At 48.7% G+C, this 13,697-nt stretch carries 11 protein-coding genes; all 11 read left to right on the top strand.

Annotated elements, in window-relative coordinates; genetic code table 11:
* The first annotated feature begins 64 nt into the window (after window positions 1-64).
* The 11 genes from M4J38_RS02420 (at window position 65) to M4J38_RS02370 (ending at window position 13,683) form a co-directional block, all read left to right on the top strand.
* On the top strand, window positions 65-1,594 hold the full coding sequence (locus M4J38_RS02420) for a tagaturonate reductase (protein WP_251757930.1): 1,530 nt from the start codon (window positions 65-67) through the stop codon (window positions 1,592-1,594).
* A gap of 103 nt (window positions 1,595-1,697) precedes the next feature.
* Window positions 1,698-3,341, top strand: coding sequence for a UxaA family hydrolase (locus M4J38_RS02415; protein WP_251757929.1), 1,644 nt, complete (start codon window positions 1,698-1,700; stop codon window positions 3,339-3,341).
* Window positions 3,342-3,441: 100 nt separating this feature from the next.
* A complete protein-coding gene (gene uxaC, locus M4J38_RS02410) occupies window positions 3,442-4,899 on the top strand; it encodes a glucuronate isomerase (protein ID WP_251757928.1) in 1,458 nt (485 codons plus the stop codon).
* A 46-nt stretch (window positions 4,900-4,945) separates the two neighbouring features.
* Window positions 4,946-6,313, top strand: coding sequence for an MFS transporter (locus tag M4J38_RS02405; RefSeq protein ID WP_251757927.1), 1,368 nt, complete (start codon window positions 4,946-4,948; stop codon window positions 6,311-6,313).
* 599 nt (window positions 6,314-6,912) lie between these two features.
* Window positions 6,913-7,320: a response regulator gene (locus M4J38_RS02400; RefSeq protein WP_251757926.1), complete on the top strand. Its 408-nt coding sequence runs from the start codon at window positions 6,913-6,915 to the stop codon at window positions 7,318-7,320.
* A gap of 22 nt (window positions 7,321-7,342) precedes the next feature.
* Window positions 7,343-8,488: a sugar transferase gene (locus M4J38_RS02395; RefSeq protein ID WP_251757925.1), complete on the top strand. Its 1,146-nt coding sequence runs from the start codon at window positions 7,343-7,345 to the stop codon at window positions 8,486-8,488.
* A 74-nt stretch (window positions 8,489-8,562) separates the two neighbouring features.
* The gene (locus tag M4J38_RS02390) at window positions 8,563-9,468 is read left to right on the top strand and encodes a glycosyltransferase family 2 protein (RefSeq protein WP_251757924.1); all 906 of its coding nucleotides are present in this window, start codon (window positions 8,563-8,565) and stop codon (window positions 9,466-9,468) included.
* Window positions 9,468-10,601, top strand: coding sequence for a glycosyltransferase family 4 protein (locus M4J38_RS02385; RefSeq protein ID WP_251757923.1), 1,134 nt, complete (start codon window positions 9,468-9,470; stop codon window positions 10,599-10,601). Before M4J38_RS02390 ends, M4J38_RS02385 begins: the two co-directional genes overlap by 1 nt.
* Window positions 10,602-10,618: 17 nt before the next feature.
* On the top strand, window positions 10,619-11,371 hold the full coding sequence (locus M4J38_RS02380) for a bifunctional 2-polyprenyl-6-hydroxyphenol methylase/3-demethylubiquinol 3-O-methyltransferase UbiG (RefSeq protein ID WP_251757922.1): 753 nt from the start codon (window positions 10,619-10,621) through the stop codon (window positions 11,369-11,371).
* 10 nt (window positions 11,372-11,381) lie between these two features.
* A complete protein-coding gene (locus M4J38_RS02375) occupies window positions 11,382-12,608 on the top strand; it encodes a glycosyltransferase family 39 protein (protein ID WP_251757921.1) in 1,227 nt (408 codons plus the stop codon).
* Window positions 12,609-12,624: 16 nt separating this feature from the next.
* Window positions 12,625-13,683 carry an acyltransferase gene (locus M4J38_RS02370; protein WP_251757920.1) on the top strand — a complete coding sequence of 353 codons (1,059 nt, stop codon included), beginning with the start codon at window positions 12,625-12,627 and terminating at the stop codon, window positions 13,681-13,683.
* The last annotated feature ends 14 nt before the right edge of the window (window positions 13,684-13,697 follow it).

The raw sequence follows: 13,697 nt of genomic DNA, 5'->3' as shown, positions 1-13,697 counted from the left end.
CAGCCAGAAAAATTTAAAAAGAAGTCGCGCGTTTGTGCGTGTACGTAATATAAAATCAGGAAGAATGAAACTGTGTGTAAACGCACTACCTCACATCAGCGCCGCCCGGCTGGAAGTGCCGCAGGCAGGCGCTTTGCGGTTCCCGGAAAAAGTACTCCAGTTTGGAACGGGTGTACTGCTGCGCGGGCTGCCGGACTATTTTATTGATAAGGCCAATAAGCAAAACGTTTTCCAGGGGCGCGTGCTGGTGGTGAAATCCACCGCCAACGGCGGCACGGACGCCTTCGCCGAACAGGATCACCTGTATACGCAGTGCATTAAAGGGATAGAGAATGGGCAACTCGTGGAGGAGAATATTGTAAACGCTTCCATCAGCAGGGTGCTTTCCGCCAAATCCGATTGGGACGAAATCCTGGAAGCGGCCGCGAACCCCGATATGGAACTGGTGATTTCCAATACCACCGAAGTGGGTATCGTGTTGCAGAAAGACAATATCCACGGGCATCCGCCAGATAGTTTTCCCGGCAAGCTGCTGGCCTTCCTTTACCGGAGGTTCCGCATCTTTAAAGGTGATCCCGCTAAAGGGATGGTGATCGTACCCACTGAACTGATCCCGGAAAATGGTTCCAAACTGGAATCCATCATTACGGAACTGGCGCACCAGAACGCGTTGGAGCCCGCGTTCATCGACTGGCTGGAGCAGCACAATCATTTTTGTAATTCACTGGTAGACAGAATCGTACCGGGAAAATTACCGATTGCCGATCAGCAAAAAATGGAGCAAGAACTGGGTTACGCCGATGAACTCATGATCATGAGCGAAGTGTACCGCCTCTGGGCCATTGAAGCGAAGCATCAGCGTGTATTTGATGTGTTGCAGCCGCTGGCTTCGGTGGACGAAGGCATTGTGCTGACGCCGGATATTCATTTGTACCGCGAACTGAAAGTACGTTTACTGAACGGACCGCACACCTTCGCCTGTGGCATCGCGGTTTTGACCGGGGTGAATACAGTGAAAGAAGCAATGGATCATCCGTTAATTTCCGCGTACATCGCCCGTGTAATGGAACAGGAGATTACGCCCGCTATTGTTGGGGAGGAGCTTACAAAAGAAAAGGCGCTGGATTTTGCCGCAAGGATATTGGATCGTTTCAGGAATCCGCATATAGAACACCGGTGGATCAGTATTACGATGAATTATTCTTCTAAGATGGAGATGCGGAACGTGCCGGCTATTGTGCAGTATATTGAAAGGCAGGGTGCGGCGCCGCAGGCTATGGCTTTGGGATTCGCGGCGTTCCTGTGTTTTATGAAAGGTGTAGAGGGGAATGATGGGAAGTATTATGGTACTGTGAATGGCGCGCAGTATGTTATTCAGGATGATAATGCAGGGTTGTATGCGGAAAGCTGGAAGAAGGGCGTGGATGGGGTTGTGGGGGATGTTTTGGGGAATGAGACTTTTGGGGGAAGTGGGCTGGCAGATGCATTGGTTTGGAGAGATGCGGTAGCGTATTGGGTGAGAGAGATTGTGGAGAAAGGGGTGGTACGTGCGATGGAGGAGTGTGTGCGTGGGGAGGGGGTAAGGTTGGGTTGAGGGGAGAGTGGTTGAGTGGGGAGGGGTTTGGGAGGTGTTCGGTTTTAGTTGAGGGGAGATCGCTTCGTGCCTCGCGATTGGGGGTAGAAATAAATTAAATATAATGTTGAAGAGAGTACTACAGATTAATAGGAAAGACAATGTGCTGGTGGCGTTGCAGGACCTTCGGAAAGGAGAGGTGGTGCAGTTTGAGGACGTTGATTATGAGTTGAAGGAAGATATTTCCGCCAAGCATAAGTTTTACATGAATGATATGAATACTGGGGAAGAAGTATTCATGTACGGTGTGCTGGTGGGAAAGGTGCAGCAACTGGTATTGAAGGGTATGCGGATGAGTACGGATAACCTGAAACATGCCGCGGAACCTTATTTTTTCCGTCCGTACCATTACGAATGGCATGCGCCGGATGTGTCGAAGTTTGAAGGAAGAACATTTAACGGTTACCACAGAAGTGATGGCAGGGTAGGGACGGCTAACTACTGGCTTTTTATTCCTACGGTTTTTTGTGAGAACCGTAATCTGGATGTGATCCGCGAAGCGTTACACAATGAGTTGGGTTATGCGGTAACGGACAAATATAAGCGCAAGGCGAAGTTGCTGAAGGAACTTTACCTGAGCGGAAAAGATATTACCGCAGCCGATCTTGAGGTGGTGGAATCCGATGTGCATACCAGCCGCATCTTCCCTAATGTGGATGGGATAAAGTTCCTGAACCATCAGGGCGGTTGCGGCGGCATCCGGCAGGATGCGGCCGTACTCGGCAAGTTGCTGGCGGCTTATGCCGATCACCCGAATGTGGCCGGGGTTACCGTGTTGAGTCTCGGTTGTCAGAACCTGCAGGTGCAGGATTTTAAGAAAGACCTTTATGAGCGGAACCCACATTTCGATAAGCCGCTTTTCATATTTGAGCAACAGCAATCGCAGAGCGAAGACTGGCTCATTACCGAAGCGATCCGCCAGACTTTCGTGGGCTTAACGGAAGCGAATAAGCTGGAACGTAAACCCGCCCCGCTCAGTAAGTTGAACCTGGGCGTGAAATGCGGCGGCAGCGATGGTTTCAGCGGCATCTCGGCGAATCCGGCGGTGGGTTATTGTTCCGATCTGCTGGTGGCTTTGGGCGGAACGGTATTGCTGGCGGAGTTCCCCGAACTCTGCGGCGCTGAACAGGACCTGATCGACAGAACGAAGGACGAAGCCGCCGCGAAGAAATTCATGCAGCTCATGAAGTCGTACAGTGATTCAGCCGAAAGGGTGGGTTCCGGCTTTCACATGAACCCTTCTCCCGGAAACATCAAGGACGGACTGATTACGGACGCCATCAAAAGTAATGGGGCGGCGAAAAAAGGGGGCACCTCTCCCGTGGAAGATGTGCTGGATTATACCGAACCTGCTGTAAAACCAGGCCTGAACCTGGTTTGTACCCCGGGTAATGATGTAGAGGCCACCACCGGTAAGGCCGCCAGCGGTGCCACGTTGATTCTGTTTACGACCGGACTGGGTACGCCGACCGGGAATCCTGTTTGTCCGGTCATTAAAGTAGCGACGAATTCTTCGCTGGCCCAACGCATGTCGGATATTATTGATATTGATACCGGAGGCGTGATCAGCGGAGAGAAATCCCTCGCCCAGATGGGAGAGGAGATACTCGAGTACTGCATTAAAGCGGCCAGTGGAGAAGTGATTCCCAAAGCCGTACTGCTGAACCAGGATGATTTTATACCGTGGAAACGCGGGGTGAGTTTATAAATGAGTATTGCGGCGCGATGTGTTGAACGTACAAGAGTGCGACGCAACGATGCTGATGATTGTTCCAATGCCCGGCCCACGGGCGCTAAAATTCTGAGTGATGAAAAAATTCCTTGACGAGCATTTTCTGCTCCAAACGCCCACAGCGCAGCGTTTGTACCATGAATACGCGGCGAAAATGCCGATCATAGATTACCATTGCCACCTTTCGCCCGAGCAAATGGCGAACGACCATGTTTTCGGCAACCTTACCCAGGCCTGGCTGTATGGCGACCACTATAAATGGCGCGCCATGCGTACCAACGGAGTGAATGAAAGTTATATCACGGGCAATCGTTCCGATAAAGAGAAATTTGACCAGTGGGCCGCCACAGTGCCTTATACGATGCGCAATCCCTTGTACCACTGGACGCACCTGGAGTTGCAACGTTATTTCGGTGAAAACCGCATCCTGAACAGCGATACAGCTACGGATATCTATAACAGTTGCTCTGAAAAGATCAGCAGCGCCGATTATTCCATTCGCAACCTGCTGGGTAAAATGAACGTGAAACTGATTTGTACCACGGATGATCCGCTGGATGATCTGGCCTTTCACCAACAGATGAAGGCCGAAGGGTCCGCGCTGAAAGTACTGCCGGCTTTTCGCCCGGATGCCGCCATGGCGGCGGATACCCCGCAGAAGTTCAGCGCGTATGTGAACAGGCTGGAGACCGTAACTAATATTTCCATCGACAACTTTGATACATTCCTGGATGCTTTGAAACAGCGCCACGACTACTTCGCAGCCAATGGCTGCTCCGTTTCCGACCACGGTTTGGAAGAGATTTACGCGGATGAGTACACGGAAGTGGAGGTGGCTTCCATCTTTGATCGTATACGCAAAGGCGTGAGTGTGCCGCTAACGGATATCCGTAAATTCAAATCGGCCATGCTGTACATTTTTGCCGTATGGGATTGGGAGAAAGGATGGGTGCAGCAATACCACCTGGGCGCCATCCGCAACAACAACAGCCGGATGATGAAAGTGCTGGGGCCGGACACCGGTTGGGATTCCATTGGAGATTTTAGTCATGCGGTTGCCGTTGCGAAGTTCCTCAACCGGTTGGATACGGAAGATAAACTTGCGCAAACCATTCTCTACAACCTTAATCCCGCCGATAACGAGTTGATGGCCACCATGATCGGCAACTTCAACGATGGGTCGGTGCCCGGTAAAATACAATGGGGTTCCGGCTGGTGGTTCCTGGACCAGAAGGACGGTATGACCCGTCAGCTCAATGCATTGTCAAACATGGGATTGCTGAGCAGGTTCATCGGGATGCTCACCGATTCACGCAGTTTCCTTTCTTTCCCGCGCCATGAGTATTTCCGCAGGCTGCTCTGCAACCTCTTCGGGGATGATATAGAGAACGGGGAACTGCCCAACGACCTGCCCTGGGTAGGAAAACTGGTGCAGGACATCTGTTTCAACAACGCGCAACGTTATTTCGGCTGGCAGAATCTTATTTCAAACGATATAAATACTGAAAAACAAGCGATAGCGGCACATTTGTAGCCGCTATGTGCTATTTTTAAGCCTTCACCAAATAACCGATTGCTAAATGACCCAGAAAATTGGCTCTTTCCGCTGGACGATCTGCGCCTTACTGTTTTTCGCCACCACTGTAAACTACCTGGACCGGCAGGTGCTGAGTTTGTTGAAACCTGAACTGGAGGAATTATTTGGTTGGACCAACTCCGATTATGCAAACATTACGGTCGTATTTCAATTGGGGTACGCGATATCCATGCTGTTCGCCGGTAGAATTATTGATCGCCTGGGGACAAAAAAGGGCTATGCGTGGGCCATTGTGATCTGGTCCATTGCCGCTGCTATCCACGCGTTGGCTATTCCTTTGGGTGAAGGGATCGCGGCAATTCTCGGGGTAGTGGGCATTACAATAACATCTGTGTCTGTGGCTGGTTTCATGTTCTCCAGGGCTTTGCTGGCATTTGGTGAAGCTGGCAATTTCCCTGCCGCGATAAAGGCTACCGCGGAATATTTCCCCAAAAAGGAACGTTCTTTAGCCACGGGTATATTTAATTCCGGGGCCAATGTGGGGGCGGTGCTTGCTCCGCTTTCAGTTCCCTGGATCAGCAAAAGCTGGGGCTGGGAAGCTGCATTCATAGTAGTAGGCGTGGTCGGGTTTGTGTGGTTGGTATTATGGCTTAAATTTTATGAAAAACCGGAAGAGCAGAAGAGATTGTCTGCGGCTGAGCTTGCGCACATCAATAGTGATGTTGAGCCGCAAAAGGTACAACCCGGTGAAAGGGTAGCCGCAGAGGCCAAAGTTTCCTGGACAAAACTGCTGGGTTATAAGCAAACATGGGCTTTTGTTGTAGGCAAATTCATGACGGATGGTGTTTGGTGGTTCTTCCTGTTTTGGCTGCCTGCCTACCTGAAAGACCAATATGGGATGGTAAATGAACAGATTTCCCTTCCCCTTATGGTGCTTTATAGTATGACCATGTTTGGTAGTATTGGCGGTGGGTGGTTCCCGGTTTACTTCATTAATAAGGGGTACGCCGCTTATGATGGCCGTATGCGCGCCATGTTCGTGATTGCCCTTTTCCCGCTCGTGGTACTGGCAGCGCAGCCTTTGGGCGATATAAGTTATTGGATACCTGTACTGCTGATAGGAGTTGGAGCTTCTGCGCACCAGGCCTGGTCGGCCAATATATTCACAACTGTGTCGGATATGTTTCCAAAGAGAACGATAGGTTCCGTGGTGGGCATAGGTGGGATGGCTGGAGGAATTGGGGGCGCCCTCATTTCAAAATTGGGGGGGGCTCTTTTTGACCATTATAAAGCCCTTGGACATATTGAAACAGGCTATACCATTATGTTTGCCATCTGCGCATTGGCATATCTGGTAGCGTGGCTGATCATGAAATCACTCGTCCCTAAAATGAAAATGGTGGAGCTCTAACAGTTTCACTATTACTTAACACTTAGGTGTCGTGTTTTATCCGACATTTGTGGAACAAACAACGAATAATTTAAAATTTCTCATAAGCAGTTAGTTTTGGTTACGGGCGGATATTCTTATCTGCCCTTTTTTTATGCCCGGAATTTCTTGTAATACCTTGCCTGAGTAGGCGATCCGGGGCTGATAACATTTCATTAACCAACTCATTTTTCCTTCAAAAAACAGATTTCATAGTAAGCCCGGAACATCGCTTCTATCACACAAATATGTGATACTGTGTGAATAAAAATACCATTAACCGGTAATTGTTTTACCATATTTTCTTCCCATCTTTGGGCCTGAAAAAAATCGGAAGATATTTGGATTTCTGAAATTTGTTATTATCTTAGCCTTCGAATTGGTATGGATAACAGAAATCTCCACTGATTTTTTCGCTCCCACATCCATTGAAACAAACCTCTGAAACATTCTAATATTGCCTGTCATTTAGGAACAAGTATCCTGAAAGCCATTACCGATTTCCAATTCTTTATGAGCCGTTTCTTCCAAAGTTAAGTCTATGAAATGCCGACTAATCCGTTCACTTAACTACTTAGGAAATGAAACCTCTTATTTTAGCAATAGACGACAGCAAGGCAATACGCTTCCTGTTACAGACCATCCTTGGCAAAAAATACCAGGTGGTAACCGCGGCGGACGCAGCTTCGGCCATGTTCTGGCTTTCTAAAAAGAATTTCCCGGAACTGATCCTGGCAGATGCGCAGTTGCCCGACATGGAGAACTGGGAGTTGATCGCTAACCTGAGGAGCAGTTATATATACAGGGAGATCCCAATGGTGGTGCTTTCTTCACTCAGTATGGAGCATACGGAAAGCAACTGCCGCCAGCTGGGCGTGGATAAATTCTTCCTCAAACCATTTAATCCCATTCACCTTATAGAAACAATCGATCAGCTTGTCAATGAAAAGGTGCCCGGTCCCAAAGCCAGGTTCCCGCAGGCAATCTAATCATCACCAAACCTGACCTCACATGAAACAGCTTGACACACTCTTCGCCCAAAAACCCAGCCCCACCTACGTTAAGCGGGTTGCTGTAGCCGGGCCGAAGAAAAAAACACTGGAAGGTTCCTACCTCTACATTGGAAAGGATTTCCAGTATACCAACAGCCTGATGGAAGGATTCAGCAGCAGCTACTATTTCGAGAATTTTTTCTCGGCGCTGAAAGTGTTGCCGCGTTTGGATGATTTGCAGACCCTTCCCGAACTGATTCTGTTTGATGGAAACCAGGCCTGGCAGGAAATTGAAATATTCCTTCAGAAAATAAAAGAAATCTCCGATCTGGCAGGTGTGCCCGTGCTGGCAGAAGTGAAAGACTGTTCCCAGGCGCAGATCAACAAATTACAGAACCACCCCGCGGTAGATGACCTTATCGTAGTGAGAGAATCCGCCGCCAGTTTGCGTAAGAAAGTCGCTTTTCTTCGCAAAATGAAAGAGAACGAAAAGGAATTGATGATAGAAGATCGCCTGGAAACCGAATTTCCCAGGGAGTTAAACCTGAATTATTTCCTGAAACGTGGCTTCGATCTCACCATTTCCGGCAGTTTGCTGCTGTTGTTATCCCCGATCTTTATTCTGATTGCTATCGCGATCCGTCTCGAATCAAAAGGAAATATCTTTTACGTTTCCCCACGTGCCGGGAGAGGATATAAGGTATTCAAATTTTATAAGTTCCGTACCATGGTGGCCGATGCCGACCGTAAGGTTACAGAACTGCTGCACCTGAACCAGTATGGTGTAAACACCGGACAGCCTGTGTTCTTCAAAGTGAGCAACGATCCGCGCATTACAAGAATCGGAGCGTTTCTCAGGAATACCAGTATTGATGAACTTCCACAGTTGATCAACGTGTTCCTCGGCGATATGTCGTTGGTTGGTAACCGTCCGCTGCCCCTGTATGAGGCCGCTACGCTCACGTCCAACGAATATGCCGCACGCTTCCTGGCACCCGCTGGTATCACAGGACTGTGGCAGATCAAGAAAAGAGGTGATAGCAATATGTCGATCCAGGAGCGCATTAACCTGGATATTGATTATGCCGCGCGCCACAATTTCATGTACGACCTCTGGATCATCGCCAATACCCCTTCAGCATTGCTGCAAAAAGAAAACGTATAATAAGATAGCTATATTTGAAGTTTATCGCTATTTTGTTGCCGCATTAGTCCGTGCTTACCTCAAAAGAAACAACAATGTTAAAGGGCAATCCTTTAATATCGGTGGTTGCATTGAATTGGAACACACCAGATATTACCTGTGACTTCCTGCGCTCCGTGCAACAGCATTCCCAAGGGGTGCAGGTTGAAATGATCCTGGTAGACAATGCCTCTGCCGTAGACGCTACCCTGCGCTTCCAGGAGGTGTATCCAGGTATAAATGTGATCAGGAACAAAGAAAACCTTGGTTTTGCCGGGGGAAACAATGTGGGCATCAGGGCCGCGAAAGGCGACTATATTTTTATTGTGAACAACGATACAGAATTTACCCCAGGTTTGCTGAAGACCCTGCTCGAACCGTTTTCATCAGACCATTCAGTTGGGGTGGTTTGTCCCAAAATCCGTTTTTTCGACCGGCCCGACACGATTCAGTACGCCGGCTTTCATCCCATCAATACTTTTACAGGACGCACCGAGGCCGTAGGTAACCGACAGGTAGATGACGGACAATTCGATCGCCCGGGCTACACCCATGGGGCGCACGGCTGTGCCATGATGGTGAAGAAAGAGGTGATTGAGCAAGTGGGCGCTTTTCCTGAAAGTTTTTTCCTTTATTATGAAGAATGGGATTGGAGTGCGCGCATACTAAGGGCTGGCTATAAAATATACTTTCAGCCGAAGGCGCTGATTTTTCACAAAGAGTCTATGTCTGTTGGAAAACAAAATCCCATGAAAGTATATTACCAGACGAGGAACAGGATACTTTATATGAGGCGGAACTCGCCTTTCATGCACCGTTTGGTGTTTTTCGTGTTCTTTGGTTTTTTTGCGTTGCCGAAAGCTGTTTTACGTTACACGGCCGCGCGCCAGTTCAACCACCTGCGCTCGTTTCTGAAGGGAATGGCGTGGAATTTTACTTCATCGAAATACTCCCCGGTATAATGCAACAGAAGATCAAGATACTGGAATGTATCCGTCAGGGCAAGATCGGGGGAGGTGAATCACATTTGTTGAGTTTGGTGGAGAACCTTAACCGCCAGCGATACGAACCTGTTGTATTGTCGTTTACCGATGGTCCGATGGTGAAAAGGCTGGAGGAAATGGCGGTGAAGACCCATGTTATACATACGGAAAAGCCGTTTGACGTGAGGAAATGGCGCCAGGTGAAGCGTTTCCTCCGTAAAGAAGGGGTGAAACTCGTGCATGCGCACGGTACACGGGCTTGTTCGAATGTGTTGTGGGCTGCCCGTTCGTTGAAAATTCCCGTGATTTATACGATACATGGCTGGTCCTTTCACCGCGACCAGCACCCGGTGGTTCAGCGCATGAGAATTATGGGTGAAAGATACCTTACCGCCAATGCCCAAGTGAACATTGCGGTATCGGAATCGAACCGGGCCTCCGGGAAGGAACGTATTCCCGCCCTTGATGCCGTAGTCGTGAACAACGGGATCAACCGGCAGAAGTTCACGCCCGAAAGGAAGTTGTCGGATATAAGAGGGGAGCTGGGCATACTGCAGGAGGAAAAACTGGTGCTGTTTATTGCCCGGTTCACGGCGCATAAGCAACCCATAACGCTGATCCGGGCTTTTGCGGAAGCCGTGAAAGTTCAGCCTGAACTTCGTTTGCTGATGGTGGGTGATGGCGATCAGAAGGAAGAGGCGCTTGCATTGGTGCAGGAGCTTCAACTGGGCGACCGGATCATATTTCAATCGTTCCGGCAGGATGTGCCCGATGTATTGGGCGCATCAGATATCTTCGTACTGCCTTCTTTGTGGGAAGGATTGCCGATTGGCCTTCTGGAGGCGATGGCGATGGGGAAGGCGGTGATTGCCACAAAAGTGGATGGCACAGTGGAAGTATTACAACACAGGGAAAATGGCATCATGATAGAACCGGGAAAAGTTGATGCCCTGAAAGACGCGCTGCTGGAGCTTGGCCGGGATGAGGCTTTGCGAAATAATTTTGGTCGGAAGGCACTTGAAACCGTCGAAAAACGTTTCAATGCAGTGCATATGACCCGGGAAATAGAAAATATTTACGAGAAACTGTTGAATGGCGGTTCTCCCTCATAAACCTTAATCAGGAAACCATGGAATTTGAAAGGATTGCCGATATCAAACGGCTCGATTTTATTACACAAGTACTAAAGGCTAAGCTCCCGACCGGAGCCGAAGTGCTGGACGTGGGTTGTGGAAACGGGGTGATCTCCAGAAGCCTGGGGGAAAAGGGATTTAATGTGCGGGGCATTGACGTGAGCGATATTGCCATTGCGAGGGCTAAAGAATTGAACAAACTGCCCAACGTGAAATTTGATGTCATCAGCGCGGAACAACTGGTGGCCGACGGAAATAAGTACCATGCCGTAATTTGCAGCGAGGTACTGGAGCACCTGAACGAGCCCGGCAAATTATTAAAGGTGTTGAACCAGACCCTCCACGACGATGGTGTGCTGATTGTTACGGTGCCCAACGGTAAAGGTCCGCGTGAGCTTTTCGTGACCCGGCCCGTGATCGCCATGCAAAAAAAGAACGGGTTCCTTTGGAAAACGGTTTCAAAAATCAAATCCCTCCTGGGGTATAAGGGTACCACGGTGCAGTCTTCCGCAAGTGACCTCACCCATATTCAGTTCTTTACCAAAAAAACGCTGCAGCAACTGGCGGAGGAAAATAATTTTGTCATCAGCACCTTCGGTAAAACGAATTTTGTGGAGGACGTATTCCCTTTCTCCCTTGCGACCAAAAAGATAAAATCATTGCAGAAACTGGACTGCGCCATTGCTGAAGTACTTCCTTACCAGTTTACCGGCGGATTTGTAACCGTATGGGAAAAGGCGAATAAATAAAGACGGGAGTATGATCCGATATATACGCAAACTTGCTTCTTTTGAAAATCCAACTCGGCTCGATTGGATTTTTTATTTTGCAGCGTTCCTCGTTTTGCATGTGCCGGCCATCATGAATTTTTACCAGAACGATGGTGCAAACAATGCCTACCTGCGTTTCGCGGAATCGTTGCTGAACGGAAGTCTTGCGCTTCCTCCCATGGATACCTACAACGATATGATCGCGTACAACGGTGCGCATTACCTGCCTTATCCGCCACTGCCATCGTTGCTGCTGGCTCCTTTTGTGGCTATTTTCGGTTACCAGCAGGTGAACACCGTATTCATTGTAGTGGTCATGAGCTGCCTCAATCTTTTTCTGCTGCACAAAATTCTGGTGAGAGTAAAGGTTTCCGCCTCGGTACTGCCCTGGCTGATACTGGCGTTTTTCTTTGGAACCGGTTATTGGTTCGCGCTTTTTACCAGTCACCATGTGTATTCATTCGCGCACATTACGTCGCTTACCTTTCAACTGCTGTTGATGAATGAGCTTTTGGGCCGCAAACGCTGGTGGCTGGCAGGTGTGTACATTGGTTGCAGTTTTCTAACCAGGCAGTTCACCTTCGCCTATATTTTTATCGCGTTGGGCTTTCTTTATTACGCCTGGAAGCAGAACAGGGAAGAAGTGAAGTTTAAACACCTGGTTCACCTGGGTCTGGGCGCCGGTTTCTTTTTCCTGCTTTACGCCGGATACAATTATGTGCGCTTCGGGAACCCGATGGATCCTGGTTATTCCTATATTATTTTCAACGGCGTATTGCGCGACAGGGTGAATGAATATGGCGTTTTCAGCGCGAAATACTTCCTTTTCAATTTTTACAGCATGTTCATCAAAGGGTTCAACATTGAATTCGAAGGGGTGGGAAACATGCACATTAAAGATATGGACCTTTGGGGCACCTCATTGCTTTCCGCAAGTCCCTTCCTGGTTGCGGCCGTGAAAGCGAAATGGGCACGCCCGCTGGCCATCGGCGCCTGTGCCACTATCGGCGTGATTCTTACGGGAACCTTATTTTACCACAACAACGGGTTCCACCAGATCAATACCATGCGGTTTTCTCTCGACTTTCTGCCACTGCTGTTCGTGTTGTTCGCGCTAGCCGTGCAGCACATCCCCGCATGGCTTTTGAAAGGGATGATTGTATATGCCGTATTGCTGAATATACTTGGGTTCCTTATTCATTTTATCTACCAGTAGCATAAAACAGATTCCCATGAGCGAAACAATTACCCCCGCGGCTCCACCGGTAGTGGTTACCGAGAAAAAGAAAAGAGAGTTTATTGGTTATATCCATAATTTCCGGGGCTTCGCCATCATTTCCGTAGTTGCCGGACACCTGTTGATGGAATGGCCGGAAGACTCCATCATCCATCAGTTTATCCGGGTGTTCTGGGAAAACGGTACGGTTTTGTTCATGTTCATGGCGGGCTATCTTTTCCACCATCTCTCCGCGAACTTTAAATACAAGACCTATCTTGTTTCGAAATTGAAGTTCGTGGTGTTACCTTACCTGCTGTTGTCCATCCCGATATTGGCCTACCGCCTGTATTCAGGAGATATACCGGGTTACCTTCTGGCCTATAAACCCGATTTTATGGCGCTGAGCGGTTGGGAAAAGTTCGGCTTCCTTTATGTTACCGGGGGGCACATGCAACAGTTCTGGTTCATTCCCATGATTGTTATATTTTATCTGCTGGCTCCCGTGTTCCTCTATATTAACAGGCATCCGGTGTGGTACTGGATCATTCTCCCGCTGATGGTGCTTTCCATGTACATTGGCCGGGATCCTTTTTCAGATATTCCGCGCATGTTCGTACACTTTCTTCCCTGCTATATTTTCGGAATGTTCATGAGTTATAAACGTGCAGATTACCTTTTGTTCGCACAAAAATACTGGTGGCTGATTACAGGGGCGACGTTGCTGGTATTGGGCCTGAACTTCGCGCTTTTCCCGGTAGCCAATACGCAGCTTAATTTTCTGCACAAGATGTTATTCTGCCCGTTCTTTATTTATTGGTTCTGGAAGCTGGATAAAAAAGTGCCAGCTATGCTATCAACACTGGCGCACCTCAGCTTTGGGATATTCTTTGTACACTATTATGTACTGCTTGTGCTAAAAGCCGTTTATGAAAAACTGATGAAGCAACCTATACCCGGTAACCTGTTGTACTGGACCATTTACCTGGTGCTGGTACTGGCCGGCAGTATGCTGGTGATTAAGGCCGCGCAGAAGTTGTTTGGAAAGAACAGCAAGTATTTGGTAGGATGTTGATCTCTTAAATTTGA

This window comes from Parasegetibacter sp. NRK P23, from assembly GCF_023721715.1.
Lineage (GTDB): Bacteria > Bacteroidota > Bacteroidia > Chitinophagales > Chitinophagaceae > Parasegetibacter.
Note: the sequence above shows the minus strand (reverse complement) of the source record. Positions and strands in the feature narration are given on the sequence as shown.

Coding starts and splice junctions, on each gene's coding strand:
- M4J38_RS02400 (WP_251757926.1), top strand. CDS start 6,913: ATGAAACCTCTTATTTTAGCAATAGACGACAGCAAGGCAATACGCTTC.
- M4J38_RS02420 (WP_251757930.1), top strand. CDS start 65: ATGAAACTGTGTGTAAACGCACTACCTCACATCAGCGCCGCCCGGCTG.
- uxaC (WP_251757928.1), top strand. CDS start 3,442: ATGAAAAAATTCCTTGACGAGCATTTTCTGCTCCAAACGCCCACAGCG.
- M4J38_RS02380 (WP_251757922.1), top strand. CDS start 10,619: ATGGAATTTGAAAGGATTGCCGATATCAAACGGCTCGATTTTATTACA.
- M4J38_RS02370 (WP_251757920.1), top strand. CDS start 12,625: ATGAGCGAAACAATTACCCCCGCGGCTCCACCGGTAGTGGTTACCGAG.
- M4J38_RS02385 (WP_251757923.1), top strand. CDS start 9,468: ATGCAACAGAAGATCAAGATACTGGAATGTATCCGTCAGGGCAAGATC.
- M4J38_RS02390 (WP_251757924.1), top strand. CDS start 8,563: ATGTTAAAGGGCAATCCTTTAATATCGGTGGTTGCATTGAATTGGAAC.
- M4J38_RS02395 (WP_251757925.1), top strand. CDS start 7,343: ATGAAACAGCTTGACACACTCTTCGCCCAAAAACCCAGCCCCACCTAC.
- M4J38_RS02415 (WP_251757929.1), top strand. CDS start 1,698: ATGTTGAAGAGAGTACTACAGATTAATAGGAAAGACAATGTGCTGGTG.
- M4J38_RS02375 (WP_251757921.1), top strand. CDS start 11,382: ATGATCCGATATATACGCAAACTTGCTTCTTTTGAAAATCCAACTCGG.
- M4J38_RS02405 (WP_251757927.1), top strand. CDS start 4,946: ATGACCCAGAAAATTGGCTCTTTCCGCTGGACGATCTGCGCCTTACTG.